At 41.8% G+C, this 15,087-nt stretch carries 16 protein-coding genes; 15 read left to right on the plus strand and 1 reads right to left on the minus strand.

The annotated features are described in order from the left end of the window. Positions 1-13 precede the first annotated feature (13 nt). The 9 genes from ACZ5C4_RS09175 (at position 14) to ACZ5C4_RS09215 (ending at position 8,004) form a co-directional block, all read left to right on the plus strand. Positions 14-649 carry a CatA-like O-acetyltransferase gene (locus ACZ5C4_RS09175; protein ID WP_464520739.1) on the plus strand — a complete coding sequence of 212 codons (636 nt, stop codon included), beginning with the start codon at positions 14-16 and terminating at the stop codon, positions 647-649. Positions 650-916: 267 nt separating this feature from the next. Then, positions 917-2,236 (plus strand): electron transport complex subunit RsxC, encoded by a 1,320-nt coding sequence (gene rsxC, locus ACZ5C4_RS09180; RefSeq protein ID WP_464520740.1) that lies wholly within the window; start codon positions 917-919, stop codon positions 2,234-2,236. A gap of 14 nt (positions 2,237-2,250) precedes the next feature. Then, a complete protein-coding gene (locus tag ACZ5C4_RS09185) occupies positions 2,251-3,183 on the plus strand; it encodes an RnfABCDGE type electron transport complex subunit D (RefSeq protein WP_464520741.1) in 933 nt (310 codons plus the stop codon). Continuing rightward, on the plus strand, positions 3,183-3,797 hold the full coding sequence (locus ACZ5C4_RS09190; protein WP_464520742.1) for an RnfABCDGE type electron transport complex subunit G: 615 nt from the start codon (positions 3,183-3,185) through the stop codon (positions 3,795-3,797). The genes ACZ5C4_RS09185 and ACZ5C4_RS09190 overlap by 1 nt, the downstream gene beginning before the upstream one ends. Continuing rightward, positions 3,790-4,509, plus strand: coding sequence for an electron transport complex subunit RsxE (gene rsxE / locus ACZ5C4_RS09195; protein WP_464520743.1), 720 nt, complete (start codon positions 3,790-3,792; stop codon positions 4,507-4,509). Before ACZ5C4_RS09190 ends, rsxE begins: the two co-directional genes overlap by 8 nt. 12 nt (positions 4,510-4,521) lie before the next feature. Continuing rightward, positions 4,522-5,112, plus strand: coding sequence for an electron transport complex protein RnfA (locus ACZ5C4_RS09200; protein WP_464520744.1), 591 nt, complete (start codon positions 4,522-4,524; stop codon positions 5,110-5,112). 13 nt (positions 5,113-5,125) lie between these two features. Then, the gene (locus tag ACZ5C4_RS09205; protein ID WP_464520745.1) at positions 5,126-5,920 is read left to right on the plus strand and encodes an RnfABCDGE type electron transport complex subunit B; all 795 of its coding nucleotides are present in this window, start codon (positions 5,126-5,128) and stop codon (positions 5,918-5,920) included. A gap of 776 nt (positions 5,921-6,696) precedes the next feature. After that, positions 6,697-7,602, plus strand: a complete 906-nt coding sequence (locus ACZ5C4_RS09210) for an Rpn family recombination-promoting nuclease/putative transposase (protein WP_464520746.1) — start codon at positions 6,697-6,699, stop codon at positions 7,600-7,602. A gap of 6 nt (positions 7,603-7,608) precedes the next feature. Then, on the plus strand, positions 7,609-8,004 hold the full coding sequence (locus ACZ5C4_RS09215; RefSeq protein WP_464520747.1) for a hypothetical protein: 396 nt from the start codon (positions 7,609-7,611) through the stop codon (positions 8,002-8,004). Positions 8,005-8,049: 45 nt separating this feature from the next. Here the strand turns inward: ACZ5C4_RS09215 and ACZ5C4_RS09220 are convergent, their stop codons facing one another. After that, the gene (locus ACZ5C4_RS09220; RefSeq protein WP_464520748.1) at positions 8,050-9,024 is read right to left on the minus strand and encodes an FAD:protein FMN transferase; all 975 of its coding nucleotides are present in this window, start codon (positions 9,022-9,024) and stop codon (positions 8,050-8,052) included. A gap of 122 nt (positions 9,025-9,146) precedes the next feature. On the opposite strand from ACZ5C4_RS09220, the gene ACZ5C4_RS09225 reads away from it, so the two are divergent. The 6 genes from ACZ5C4_RS09225 to ACZ5C4_RS09250 all read left to right on the plus strand — a co-directional run bounded on the left by ACZ5C4_RS09225 (position 9,147) and on the right by ACZ5C4_RS09250 (position 15,081). Then, positions 9,147-9,503, plus strand: coding sequence for a NusG domain II-containing protein (locus ACZ5C4_RS09225; protein ID WP_464520749.1), 357 nt, complete (start codon positions 9,147-9,149; stop codon positions 9,501-9,503). A gap of 34 nt (positions 9,504-9,537) precedes the next feature. Next, positions 9,538-10,035, plus strand: a complete 498-nt coding sequence (locus ACZ5C4_RS09230) for a Gx transporter family protein (protein ID WP_464520750.1) — start codon at positions 9,538-9,540, stop codon at positions 10,033-10,035. A 60-nt stretch (positions 10,036-10,095) separates the two neighbouring features. Next, positions 10,096-10,695, plus strand: coding sequence for a Holliday junction branch migration protein RuvA (gene ruvA / locus ACZ5C4_RS09235; RefSeq protein ID WP_464520751.1), 600 nt, complete (start codon positions 10,096-10,098; stop codon positions 10,693-10,695). A gap of 46 nt (positions 10,696-10,741) precedes the next feature. Next, the gene (gene ruvB, locus ACZ5C4_RS09240; RefSeq protein ID WP_464520752.1) at positions 10,742-11,734 is read left to right on the plus strand and encodes a Holliday junction branch migration DNA helicase RuvB; all 993 of its coding nucleotides are present in this window, start codon (positions 10,742-10,744) and stop codon (positions 11,732-11,734) included. Between the two features lie 356 nt (positions 11,735-12,090). Then, on the plus strand, positions 12,091-12,501 hold the full coding sequence (locus ACZ5C4_RS09245) for a cell division protein ZapA (RefSeq protein WP_186874521.1): 411 nt from the start codon (positions 12,091-12,093) through the stop codon (positions 12,499-12,501). A 147-nt stretch (positions 12,502-12,648) separates the two neighbouring features. Continuing rightward, on the plus strand, positions 12,649-15,081 hold the full coding sequence (locus ACZ5C4_RS09250; protein WP_464520753.1) for a U32 family peptidase: 2,433 nt from the start codon (positions 12,649-12,651) through the stop codon (positions 15,079-15,081). The last annotated feature ends 6 nt before the right edge of the window (positions 15,082-15,087 follow it).

Here is a 15,087-nt window from a genome sequence, read left to right on the forward strand (position 1 = left end):
AGGGGGATAAAAAATGGATTATAAATATTTAAATATGGAAACTTACAAAAGAAAAAATCACTTTGAATACTTTAATAGTTTGGCCTACCCATATGTTGGACTGACAGTAAATGTATATATTACAGATCTGATGAAAACGATTAAGGCGAAAAAACTTCCGTTCTTTTTGTCAATTTGCTATTGTGTTTCCAGATCTGTAAATCGGGTGCCGGAATTTAGGCAAAGGATTCTTAATAATCAGATTGTAGAATATGATTATTGCTTAACCTCTCATACAGTAGCAATAAGTGACGGCACATACTGTTACTGCGACCTTGACAGTAATCGCTCCTTTGAGGATTATATTTATTACGCTGTAAACGAACAGGAAAAAGCAAAACAAAAGAACTCAATCAATGAGGAAGCAGACGATATATTAGGTAAAATTTTTATATCTACAATCCCGTGGGTTTCTTATACTGCGCTTATTAACCCTACGCCCATTCCGGCAGACAGCAATCCGCGAATTACATGGGGAAAATATTTTATACAGAATGAAAAAATATTTCTTCCAGTGTCTGTGCTATGCCATCATGCATTAGTGGACGGCTTACACATTTCTAAATTTTATGATTTTTTAAACGAAGAAATTGCGGCCGTTGCGCGATAGTCCATAACTTATCGGCAAGATAGAAGGATAATAGAATAAGGGATGTAAAAATATGTCCTGCCAGGAGAATCTCTCTTATGGCAGGACATATTTTTATATGGGTAATTTGGAATGAAGGAGAGATAAAATGGGGCTTTTACATGTTAAAAAATCGACAAGATGTATGGATAAATGTGCAATTATTATTTTTCAAATACTAGATTTTGTATGTAGAATTTAGTAAAATAAATGTATTGTGAGACAAGAAGGGAAAGGAAGGGAAAAAGAATGGGACTTTTAACATTTAAAGGCGGGATTCATCCAAATGATGGGAAAAGCCTTGCAAAAGACCAGCCAATTACGCAGATTCTTCCAAAGGGACAGTTGGTCTATCCACTTTCACAACATATAGGCGCTCCGGCAACTCCCGTTGTAAAAAAGGGAGATCGTGTGTTAAAGGGGCAGGTGATAGCGGAGGCAGGCGGGTTTGTTTCTGCTCCTGTGTATGCTTCGGTATCTGGAATTGTCAAGGGATTAGAACAGCACTTTAATCCGGCCGGAAGCAAAGTAGAGTGTATCGTGATAGAAAATGACGAAGAATATAAAGAGGTAAAATATGAGCCAGTAAAGCCTCTTTCCGAGTTATCAAACGATGAAATTTTAACAAAGATTGGCAATGCGGGGATTGTAGGAATGGGCGGCGCCGGATTCCCGACAAAGGTAAAGCTCTCCCCGAAGGAACCAGAGAAAATCGAGTATATCATTGCCAACTGTGCAGAATGTGAGCCTTACATAACCGCAGATTACCGCCGTATGCTGGAAAATACAGAAGAACTGGTAAGTGGTATGAAGGTGATCCTTTCTTTGTTTCCTAAAGCAAAGGGAGTTTTTGCAGTTGAAGATAATAAGAAGGACTGCATTGAAAAGTTAAGTAAAGCGACTGCGGATGAACCGAGGATAGAAGTAAAAATATTGATGACAAAATATCCGCAGGGAGCAGAACGTCAATTAATTTATGCTGTGACAAGACGTGCAATCAATTCCACTATGCTTCCGGCGGACGCAGGCTGTATTGTGGACAATGTCGAAACAATGATTGCGATACACAGGGCGGTGATTGAAGGAAAACCGTTGACAGAGAGAATTGTGACAGTAAGTGGCGATGCTGTGGAACATCCGGGAAACTTTAAAGTATTGCTCGGTACGAACCACAGAGAGCTGATAGAAGCGGCAGGAGGGTTTAAAGAAGCACCGCAGAAATTAATTTCCGGCGGGCCGATGATGGGATTTGCGATGGTTTCACTGGATGCTCCTGTGACGAAAACCTCTTCTTCTATTTTAGCATTCAAAGAGGATATTGTATCGAAGGCGCCTGCCACAGCATGTATTAACTGCGGACGCTGTGTGGAGGTTTGCCCGAGCCGCATTATCCCTTCACGTCTGGCGGATTATGCAGAACGGATGGACGAGGAGTCATTTACAAAGCTGCATGGGTTAGAATGTGTAGAGTGCGGCTCCTGCAGTTATGTCTGTCCGGCAAAAAGACAGTTAAAACAGGCGATTGGCTCCATGAGAAAAATTGCATTGGCAAATAAGAGGAAAAAATAAGAGAGGTGAAAAAAGTGAACGAAAAAATGAATGTATCATCCTCACCGCACATTCGGGATAAAGTGACAAGCAGTAATATTATGCTCATGGTTGTGATTGCATTACTTCCGGCAACTGTATTCGGGATTTATAATTTTAGGCATGAGAACGCATGGCTCTTGGTGGTTGTTACAACAGCCGCCGCTGTATTGTCTGAATATATCTATGAGAAACTAATGCATAAGCCGATTACAATAAAAGATTTCAGTGCGGTTGTAACAGGGCTTTTGCTTGCGTTAAATCTTCCGCCTACCCTTCCTTGGTGGATGGGAGTACTAGGCGCAGTGTTTGCTATCATTGTTGTAAAACAGCTTTTTGGAGGGCTGGGACAGAACTTTATGAATCCGGCATTGGGAGCAAGGTGCTTCCTCCTGATTTGCTTTACTGGGAGAATGACATATTTTGTATATGATGGAGTGACAGGGGCGACCCCTCTCGCAAAGCTGAAAGCTGGTGAGGCTGTCAATACAATGGACATGCTGATTGGAAATATCCGCGGTACGATTGGTGAAACCTCCGTTATTGCGATCATGATAGGAGCTATGTTTTTGCTCCTGATGGGGATCATTGATCTTCGGATTCCAGGTACATATATTGTAACCTTTGTAATTTTTATCACTATTTTTGGAGGGCATGGTTTGGATGCGCAGTATATTACAGCGCATCTGTGCGGCGGCGGCCTTATGCTTGGCGCATGGTTTATGGCTACAGACTATGTGACGTCTCCGATTACAAGCAGCGGTAAAATATTGTATGGGGTCTGTCTGGGAATTCTGACAGGTCTGTTCCGGTTGTTTGGAGGTTCAGCAGAAGGGGTTTCCTATGCGATCATTATCAGTAACCTTTTAGTACCGCTGATTGAAAAGGTTACGCTTCCCAAACCATTTGGTAAAGGAGGAGAAAAATAATGAATAAAATAGTTAAGAATACATTGATATTAACCGCAATTACGGTGGTTGCCGGACTGTCCCTCGGGCTTGTATATGGTATTACTGAAAAACCGATTCAGGCCGCGCAGGAAAAAGCGAAACAAGAGGCATTTCAGGCGGTGCTTTCCGATGCGGATTCCTTTGAGACATACAAGGAATTTGACGCAGATACCGCGGCTGCTCTTTTAAAGGAAAACGGATATACCCAGGATGACATTATAGAAGTTGCAGAGGGAAAAGGCGCAGACGGTGAGACGATTGGCTATGTTGTCAATGTCACTTCCCATGAAGGATACGCAGGGGACATTGAAATGTCTGTAGGAATTTTAAATGACGGTACTGTAAAAGGAGTGGAAATGCTTTCTATCGGTGAGACGGCTGGTCTTGGAATGAAATCAGACGAATCAGATTTTAAAAATCAATTTAAGGATAAGCAGGTAGAAAAATTCTCTTATACAAAAACCGGAGAAGAGGGCGATGACAAAATCGACGCTATCAGCGGCGCGACAATTACGACAAATGCCGTCACGAATGCGGTGGATTCTGCACTTGTATATTTTCAGAATGAGTTAGGAGGCGGTGTGAATGAATAAGTGTATGGAACGAATCTATAACGGCGTTGTAAAAGAAAATCCAACCTTCGTCCTTATGCTTGGAATGTGTCCGACTCTGGCAGTTACGACATCAGCAACAAATGGAGTAGGAATGGGGCTTTCCACGACGGCAGTGCTTGTTATGTCAAATATGCTGATATCTATGCTGCGCAAGATTATCCCAGATTCGGTAAGAATGCCTGCATTCATTGTAGTTGTTGCCTCTTTTGTGACGATTGTGGATTTCCTCTTGGAAGGGTTTATACCAAGTCTGTATGATTCTCTTGGGCTTTATATTCCTCTTATCGTTGTAAACTGTATTATATTAGGAAGAGCAGAGAGCTATGCTTCCAAAAATCCAGTTCTTCCCTCTATCTTTGATGGAATTGGCATGGGACTTGGCTTTACCATCGGGCTTACCTGTATTGGAATCGTCAGAGAGCTGCTTGGTTCTGGAAAAATCTTTAATATGCAGGTGCTGCCAGATTCTTACGAGCCTCTTACTATTTTTATTCTTGCTCCCGGCGCGTTCTTTGTTTTGGCAGGACTTGTTGCCCTGCAAAATAAATTGAAAAACAAAGCGGCAAAAAAAGGGCGAAAAGAGGCTGCGTTAAGTTCCGGCTGCACGGAGGGCTGTAGCTCCTGTGCAAGCCAATCCGTATGCGGCGGACATATTTTTCCGACAGGTACTGACAAGGAAGAAAAAGAATAGGAGGAGATGGCAGTGAAAGAGTTATTATTGATTGCAGTAGGGTCTGCACTTGTAAATAATGTGGTGCTTAGTCAGTTTCTTGGCATCTGTCCTTTCCTGGGAGTCTCCAAAAATGTAAAGACTGCCGCCGGAATGGGCGGAGCTGTTGTATTTGTTATAACAATTGCTTCTTTTGTGACTGGACTGATTTATAAATTTATACTTGGAAATAAAAATATTATGGACGGAAAACTGGAGTATCTCAATACAATTGTGTTTATTCTGGTTATCGCCGCACTCGTGCAATTCGTTGAAATGTTTTTAAAAAAGGCAATGCCCCCGCTTTATAATGCACTCGGCGTATATCTTCCTTTGATTACGACAAACTGTGCGGTTCTCGGAGTTGCGTTGACAAATGTACAGGATGGATACAATATCTTTACAGGGGTAATAAATGGCTTTGCCACAGCGGTAGGGTTTTTGATAGCGATCGTTTTAATGGCAGGAATTCGGGAAAAAATCGAACACAATGATATTTCGGAATCTTTCCAGGGAACACCGATTGTACTTGTGACAGCCGGATTGATGGCAATCGCATTTTTCGGATTTTCAGGATTGATATAGGAGGGACGAACGTATGAGCATAGGAGCAATTATATTAGCCGCTGCTGTCGTCGGCGGTACAGGGTTATTCATCGGAGTCTTTCTTGGCATCTCTGGAAAAAAATTCGCTGTTGAGGTAGACGAAAGAGAAGAGGCAATTCTTGAAGTGCTGCCTGGAAATAACTGTGGTGGCTGCGGTTATGCGGGATGTTCCGGGCTTGCCGCTGCGATTGTCAAAGGAGAGGCCGAAATCGGAGGATGTCCGGTAGGTGGTGCACCGGTAGCCGCAAAGATAGGGGAAATCATGGGCGAGGCAGCCGGAGAACAGCAGCGGAAAGTTGCTTTTGTAAAATGTGGAGGCACATGTGAGAAAGCAAAGACAGAATATGAGTACTTTGGAATTAAAGACTGCGTGATGGCGAGTCAGATGCAGGATGGAGGAGCAAAAGGGTGTGCCTTTGGCTGCCTGGGGTATGGAAGCTGTGTGAAAGCATGCCCCTTTGATGCGATTCACATAAAAGACGGAATTGCGGTGGTGGACAAAGAAGCGTGTAAAGCGTGCGGAAAATGTATTGCTGCCTGTCCAAAACATCTGATTGAACTGATTCCTTATAAGCAGCAGACATTCGTACAGTGTAACTCTAATGAAAAAGGGAAAGCGCTGATGAGTGTATGTGAGGTAGGCTGTATCGGATGCCGCCTGTGTGAGAAAAACTGCGAGGCAGGAGCAATCACAGTCAAAAACTTCCTTGCACATATAGATGCAGAAAAATGTACAAACTGCGGTATCTGCGCAGAAAAATGCCCTAGAAAAATAATTAAAATATAAAGTTAATTGACGAAAGAATGGTACGCAAAAAGAGAAGGCAGTGCAACGCAGGTCAGGGCTCCACTGTGGTAAATCCGATTGAATGTTTGTAACAGTGAAGAAGCATATCGTCCATTGGAACTCCATGCTTCCCACTTAACAAACAGAACAATCTGTATCTACCACGCTCCGCTTAAAATTCCCTGCTTATGCACTGCCTTCTCTTTATGCTTACGTTCTTCCCTAATTAAATTCACAATTTCAGACAGAACAGAACCGGCTTCACGTTGTTATAGCCCTCCAATTAGAAGTATCTATACTACTTCCGATTGGAAATGCATAGCAGCGTGAAGCCGATTTTTTCCGTTACGAATTATAAACTTAAGCTGGCGAAAGTGTAAGCGCAAGAGGGCGTGTGTTGCAAAAGTGAGGAATTTCGGCGAAGCCCTGACGAACGTTGCAATACATGCCCTCTTGCGCGAATCATTTCGTCAATTAACTTTATATTTATTTTTCTTGTAGTTTGTTTTCTGATATGTTAAGGTAAGGATATCTTTTCTATTATATTTTTGGAAAGGGAAGTATCTTTATTTCTTATATAAGAAATCTATATTCTAAAAATTTACATGTATCATTCTATTTATGTTCATCTGATGGACAATCGGTTTTCCGGCAGTTAGCTGTCTGGATATTCTGAATCTTTACCCAATGGAACAAAAGAAACTGCTGTGTAACTTAAGGGGAAAGTGTTGTAAAGTGTTAGGCTTTTCCCTATAATAAAAGGAGGAAAAGTAAATATGGAACAAAAACAAAAAACATTGAAGGATTTGAATCTGCTGGATCGTTTTTTATTTTCACAGGCTGCTGATGATCCGGATACAATGCGGGACATGCTGGAGATTATTCTGGGAAGGGAGGTTGTCTTAAAGCTCCTGCCCCAGACAGAAAAAGAGCAGCGCACCCATCCCTTGAACCGGTATGTCCGTCTGGATGTCTGGGCAATGGATGAAGAGGAACGCATATACAACACAGAGGTGCAGAGAGAGGATACCGGAAATCTGCCGAAACGGAGCCGGTTTTACCAGGCGCTTATCGATTCCAACCTCTTAAAGCCGGGAGAAGTGGGATTTCAAAAGCTGAATCCCGTCTACATTATTCTTATCTGTCCCTTTGATCTGTTCGGCTATGGGTTATACCGATATACCTTCCAGATGCAGTGTAAGGAAGTACCGGGGTTATTCTTGCAGGACGGCGCTGTACGGATATTTTTAAATACCCGCGGACAGCACACAGAAGGAGTATCACAAGAACTGATAGAGCTGCTAAGGTATATGGAGCACACCACAGAAGAAGTAAGCGCCTCCTGTACCAGTGAGAGGATACATAATATCCAGAAACGGATCCACGCCATCAAATCCAGTGAAAAGATTGGAGTGAAATACATGCAGGCATGGGAAGAAAAGATATTGGACCAGGAAAAAGCACGCAAAGAGGGGCGCGAAGAAGGCCGTAAGGAAGGTCTTGCTGCGGGACTTTCGGAGGGACATGCTTCCGGTTTAAAAGAAGGTTTAACACAAAAATTAAAAGAACTGGTAGAAAAGAAAGTACAGAAGGGATATGCAGCGGAAGAAATTGCGGAAATGCTGGAAGAAGATACAGAAACCATTCAAAAATTGATAGAAGAATATAATAAACATATTTAAGGGGTGTTGAAAATGGAATGGGTATGGTTCTTACTTATTATTGTGATAAAAATAGTCTTAGAAAAAGGATTGATGTTAGGACTTATTTTGCTAACAGTATGGGGAAAAGGAATTTCCATAAAGAAAAATCCTGTTGAATGGGACAAATATTTTCTATCCATGAAAGAAGAATTTTTAAACAGATATATAATCGTGCTTTACTGTATTTCCATGATTTTATCTTCATGTATGGCCTATGCGCTCTTTCATGTCTTTGGATTTCAAAATCCTCTGTTCAAGACAATTCTACTCTCCCTGGTGTGTATCGTCCTTTTTGAAATGAGATTCAGAAAGAAAGGAAAACAGGCAATCAAAGATGGATTAAATAAGGCTAAAAAATCTGCACTAGAAGAGCAGATATAGCCAGAGCGTTGCCCCCTCTTGCGCGAACCATTTCGTCAATTAAATTTATATATCATTACTGTAGTGTAGTTGATAGTCATCTGTTACGAATATGGCCTCTACGTTGTCCAGGCTTTGAATGAGTTCCATACCTTTTTCTAGTCCAAGATTGTAGCAGGCAGTGCTTAAGGCATCTCCGTCTATGGAGCTATCAGATAGAATCGTGACTTGCAGGAGATTGTTTTCGCATGGATACCCTGTATCTGGATCAAGAATATGGTGATAAATTTTGCCGTCTTTTTCAAAATATCTTACGTAATTTCCAGAAGATACAACAGAACGATCGGTAACCTCTAAGTATGTAAGAGCAGTACCGGTTTCATCGAATGGTTTTTGAATTCCAATTTCAAAGGGGGTTCCGTCATAATGACCGCCGAGGGCAAGAATATTTCCGCCCAGGTTAATGAGCGCATGCTCAATTCCGGCACTCTTAAGATATTCTTTTAACTGATCTGCGATATATCCTTTGGCGATACCACCTAAGTCGATCTGTGTTTCTGGATCTGTCAGTGTGACGGTATTTCCGGTTACTTTTACATTTTGATAATTGACATGAGAGAGTGCTTCTTCGATCGATTCTGGATCTGGAAGTTGTTTTTCTTCATTGTCCTGAAAGTCCCATAGGCGATTGACTGTACCAATGGTAATATCGAATTTTCCGTTAGAGCAAGCTGCATAGTCAAGACTTTTCTGTATGAGCTCTGCTGTTTCGTCTGAAACGGTAACAGGAGTTCCTCTGGAGGAATTGATGCGGGATACATCACTGGTTTTTACAGTACGGCTGAATAAATTTTCATATTGTTCACACAACTGTTCACAGTGTGCCAGAATTTCGTCGTCCGCACCCCAGACAGTGAGTGTGACAACCGTGTCAAAATAGACTCCGGTAATCTGTTGTTTCTCATTCGCGGGAGGAGAAGAACAACCAAAAAGAGACAATATGACAGAGAAAGAAAGAATAAAGGGAAGAAAACGTCTCATAAGTACCTCGCTTATCATATAATTATTTTTTATTATAGTGGGTTTTGTAAAAAAGTACAATCGAACATGTGATTGCATTCTAAATAGTGGTATGCTATGATAATCCGTAAAGAGGTTAAAAGATGAAAAAAAATGACTGGATTTTACTGGGGATTGTTTTCGCGGTGGCTGCATGTTTTTTTGGAATTTGGCTTTTAAAACCGGAAAGTGAAAAAAAGCAGGTGGAAGTCACAGTGGATAAAAAATTCTATGGAACCTATAGACTGGATGAAGATCAGACGATAGACATAAGCGGTATGAACGTACTTGTAATCGAAAACGGACAAGTTAAGATGAAAGAGGCGAGTTGTCCAGACTTATTGTGCGTCCACCATAAGGCGATCTCAAAAGACGGGGAGAGTATTATCTGTCTTCCGAATAAAATCGTGGTAACTATACGCGGTGAAGAGGAAAATACAGTGGATGCGATGACGAATTAATACAAGCAGTGAAACCTACGGGAAAGGAGATATTTTGAAAAACAGGGCGGCATATTTTGGTGTATTTACAGCGTTGGCGCTGATTTTCAGTTATGTGGAAACTTTGATTCCCATTCAATTTGGGATTCCCGGAGTGAAATTAGGACTTGCAAATCTTATCATCGTGATTATGCTGTATAAAGGAACTGTCAGAGAAGCATTTTTGCTTTCAGTTGTACGGATTCTTCTTTCCGGCTTTTTGTTCGGCAATCTTTTTAGCATCGTATACAGCTTGGCAGGAGGGATTTTCAGTCTGCTTGTGATGTATATTCTAAAAAAGAGAGGGACTTTCAGTGTCATTGGTGTAAGCATTGCAGGCGGGGTCTTTCACAATATAGGACAGCTTGGTATAGCGATGGCAGTAGTAGCGACGGTGAAAATCGGATATTATCTTCCTGTCCTTCTTGTGGCGGGTGCACTGACAGGCGCGCTGATCGGCGTGGTGTCTGACGCTGTGCTGAAACGTACTGCAAAAATGAAACTAGGACAATGAAGGAACCGGATTGAGAAAACAGAGTGGATTTTGTAATCTAATTAAAGAAAGGAAATACATATGATTTCATATATCAGAGGGGAACTTGCATCGCTTGAGAGGGAAAAAGCAATTGTGGATGTAGGCGGAGTGGGATATGGTATCTATATGCCGGAGCAATCGATGGGACTTTTACCGGCATTAGGCAGTGAGGTTAAAATATATACGTATCTGAATGTCAGAGAGGATGCAATGCAGCTATTTGGATTTTTGACGAGAGATGACTTAGAGCTGTTTAAACTGCTCATTGGTGTTAGTGGAATTGGCCCGAAGGGTGGATTGAATATTTTATCCAATCTGTCTGGTGATGAGCTGCGTTGTGCAGTGCTTTCCGGAGATGCCAAAGCCATTTCCAAAGCTCCGGGAATCGGGAAAAAGACGGCGGAAAAGTTGATTATTGAACTGAAAGACAAGCTGGATATAGAGGAAATTTTAAATCCAGGAAGAAATGCGGTGTCTACAGAGACGGACGCTCTTACAGGTGAAATTCAGTCAGAAGCAGTACAAGCATTGGTTGCGCTTGGATATGGAAGCTCTGAAAGCCTGCGGGCAGTCAAAAAAGCTGGAAATCTTGCCACTGTCGAGGAGACTCTAAAAGAAGCGTTGAAACATTTATTCTAAAGAAGGAGATTCCAAATTGGAAAATAGTATAGAATAGGCGGGAAAAATGGGAAAACGAATTATTACAACAGAAAATCTGGAAGAGGATATTAAAATTGAAAGCAGTCTGCGTCCGCAGCGTTTAGAGGAATATATTGGTCAGGAAAAGGCGAAAGAGACACTGGCTATTTACATTAAGGCGGCAAAGGAAAGAAAAGAAGCACTGGATCATGTTCTTTTTTACGGCCCGCCCGGGCTGGGAAAAACAACTCTGGCCGGAATTATCGCAAATGAGATGGGCGTGAATCTAAAGGTGACGAGTGGGCCGGCTATAGAAAAGCCAGGAGAAATAGCGGCGATTCTAAATAATTTACAGGAAAAAGATGTACTGTTCGTGGATGAGATCCACAGATTAAACCGGCAGGTGGAGGAAGTACTGTACCCTGCAATGGAAGATTACGCCATTGACATTATGATTGGAAAAGGAGCTACCGCACGTTCGATTCGCCTGGATCTTCCTAAATTTACGCTTGTTGGAGCTACAACCAGAGCAGGTATGCTGACGGCACCATTGAGAGACCGATTTGGAGTGATACACCGGCTGGAATTCTATACAGAGAAGGAGCTTGCAACAATTATTATACGTTCAGCCGCATTGCTGGGAGTGGAAATTGAACCAGAGGGGGCGATAGAACTAGCAAGACGTTCCAGGGGAACGCCGCGTCTGGCAAATCGTCTGTTAAAAAGAGTAAGAGATTTTGCACAAGTGAAATATGACGGTGTCATAACAGAGGAAGTGACAAATCTTGCATTAGATCTTTTAGATGTCGACAAATATGGACTGGATACGATAGACAGAAATATTTTAAAGACTATGATAGAAAAATTTCAGGGCGGTCCTGTAGGGCTTGATACATTAGCGGCGGCGATTTCGGAAGATGCAGGTACACTAGAAGACGTGTATGAACCGTATTTATTAAAAAACGGATTTATCCAGAGAACTCCGCGCGGCAGGATTGTGACAGACTTTGCATATACACATCTGGGCCTTTCGCTCTAGATATTCTAAATATGATTCGGGTGTCAAAAGGTAACTTATTTAAATTCTCTTGTCACTTTTCATAAAAAGTAACTTTTCAGACTCCGGTGCGCGGAGCATTCCGATGAACCTCTTAATACGAAAATCACGTCAGCAAAGGCTTCCGAGATTTTTGAGTTTCATCTCCATCGCGCATAAAGTCGTCTGGCAAGTTATCTTTTTGTGAAAATTACCGGAAGCATTTGCAAAAGTTACCTTTTGACACCCGAATCCTAAATATGCAAAAAATGTTACTTCCTGGTTGAGATACCAAAAAATAGTTGGTTTTTATCTGTAAATAGTTTATAATAACAGTTAAGAAACGCGAGGAGGAAGTTATGAGTTCAGCAAAGCATTATACAGAAGTATTAATTGGAGGAAAAGTTTATACCTTAAGCGGTTTTGAAGGTGAGGAGTATCTTCAGAAAGTATCTTCCTATCTGAACCATAAAATTACAGAGTGCGCAAACAGCGAAGGGTATCGCAAACAGAGCGCTGATACGCGGAATGTACTTCTTGCCCTGAATATCGCGGATGATTATTTTAAGGCGAAAAAACAGGGAGATTCCCTGGAAAGTGATATTGAACTGAAAGACAAAGAAATGTATGATTTAAAGCATGAATTGATTTCCGCCCAGATTAAACTGGAAAATGCGGAGAAAGAGCTTGCCAAGATAAAAGAGGACAATAACGACCTCCAGATGCAGATTGTAAAATTAGAGACAGAGATGAAGAACCGGAGAAGATAGGAATCTGCCATTGAAAGTCGGAAAAGCTTCATTGTAAGATAAATATGGGGTGTTTGGCTTTTGCCGGACATCCCATCTCTTATATGCAGAAGCAGGCGTGTAAGCTGTCCGCTTTTAACAGAGAAAATAACGCAGGAGAATAAAAGTATGTCCAGAATGGAAGAAAAAATAGAAATTTTAGCGCCGGCAGGGTCCTATGATAGCTTTGTCGCTGCCATAAATGCAGGCGCCGACGCTGTGTATGCCGGAGGCATGCGCTTCGGAGCGCGCGCCTATGCAGATAATTTTACGTCCCAGCAGCTTTTGGATGCAGTGGATTATGCACATCTGCACAAAAAGAGGCTGTATCTGACTGTGAATACACTTTTAAAGGACAGTGAGATGAAGGAATTGTATGCCTATCTAAAGCCGTTGTATTGTCAGGGATTAGATGCTGTAATTGTGCAGGATGCAGGTGTTTTGTCCTTTGTCAGAGCTTATTTCCCTGATTTAGAAATACACGCCAGCACACAGATGACAATTACGAATGTATATGGAGCACAATATTTAAAAGAATATGGTGTAAAAAGAGTTGTTCCTGCCAGAGAACTGTCACTTGCAGAGATTCGCAGGATACGAAGCGAAACGAAGATGGACGTAGAATGCTTTGTACATGGAGCCTTGTGTTATTGTTATTCCGGTCAATGCTTGTTAAGCAGCTTTATTGGAGGCAGAAGCGGAAACAGAGGACAGTGTGCCCAGCCATGCAGACTTCCATATACTGCAAAAGAGAAAAAAGGATACCTTCTAAGCTTAAAAGACATCTGTACATTGGAGCTGCTTCCAGAGATGGCAGAGGCAGGGATAAATTCATTTAAAATAGAAGGCAGAATGAAAAAACCGGAATATGTGGCGGCAGTCATTGCTATGTACCGGAAATACCTAGATATGTATTATGAAAAGGGGAAAGCGGGTTATAAGGTAGACCAGGCAGATTTAGAACAGCTCAAGGATATTTATAACCGCGGAGGCTTCCATACAGGATATTATAAAAAACACAATGGCAGGGAGATGTTGGCCTTGGACAGGCCCAATCATGCCGGAGTACCTGCTGTAAAAATACTTGTACAAAAGGGCAGAGAGGTGACGGCTGAGGCGCTTACGGATATCCATAAGGGAGATATACTAGAGTTGACAAAAGAACGGGATAACTATACGTTTGGAAAAGAGTTTCATAAGAAACAGAGGGTGTCTTTTTTAGTCCCGAAACATACATACTACAAGAAGGGGACAATATTAAACAGAATCCGGAATCAGGCGCTTTTAGATGAACTGGATAAGAAATATGTGTTTTCAAAAAAACAGGAGAAAATACATGGACTTTTTCGTTTATTAAAAGGAAAACCGGCTGTTTTTATTTTGACAATGAAAGACGTGTGTGTCCAGGTGCAGACAGAAGCATGTGTTCAAAAAGCACAGACAAGACCTCTTGAAAGAGAGGAGATAGAGGCGCAGCTTAGAAAAACAGGAAATACCCCGTTTGAATTTGAAACGCTGGAAATTGAAATGGAGGAAGGAGCATTTCTTCCCGTGCAGCAGATAAAACAAATCAGAAGATCTGCGCTCGAACAGCTGGAAAGAGAGGTATGTCAGATATATAGAAGGAAAATGAAAGTCAAGGAAGCAATGGCGGATACCCCTCTAACAGTAAGAGAAAAAGAGGAACAGATAAACAAAGAAAACCTATATCCTCTGTTATCTGTGCTGGTAGAGTCAGAAGAACAGCTTCTCGCGGTGGAGGAATTTTTTAAAGGAGAGGCACAGCGGCAGGAAAAAATCCGGCTGTTTCGCGTGTATTTGGACGTTGGGGTTAGCGGAGGGCTTATGCCTTCAAAGGAAATTCGGGCAGTCTGTGAAAATCTGCAGCGTAAGAATATAGAAGTTTTCTATGCGCTGCCGCATATATTCCGAGAGGAAGCGGCTGTGCGTTTAAAAGAGGCATACAGCGAATTTTATGCCGCAGGTATGGACGGAGTACTTGTACGAAATTATGAAGAAATTCAATTTTTAAAGGAACAGAGATTTGACAAGCAGATAATTCTGGACCATAATCTATATGTATTCAATCAGTCTGGCAAACATTTTTTTCAGGCACAGGGACTGAGAGAATTTACGGCTCCGTTGGAGCTAAATGCAAAGGAACTGGCGCAGTTAGGAATTGAAAATGCAGAGTTGATTATATATGGGCATCTTCCGGTGATGATAAGTGCACAGTGTATTACAAAAACCGTTCAAAAATGCAGGGGTGAATCTGGAATCTGCATGCTGACTGACCGGTATCAGAATCAATTTCCGGTTAAAAATTATTGCAGTCTCTGTTATAATGTGATGTATAATACCTCCGCACTTTATCTGGCAGATTATACAGAGACGATAGAAAAGCTGGCGCCAAAAAGCGTGCGTCTTCAGTTTACAGTGGAAAGAAAAGAACAGACTTTGGAAATACTAAAGCAGGCGGATTTGCATCTCGCCGGAAAAAGAACAGCTGACACGTCCCAATCTGTATATACCAGAGGGCATTTCAAGCGGGGAATTATTTAAGAGCAG

The sequence above is a fragment of the Mediterraneibacter flintii genome (genome assembly GCF_055387595.1).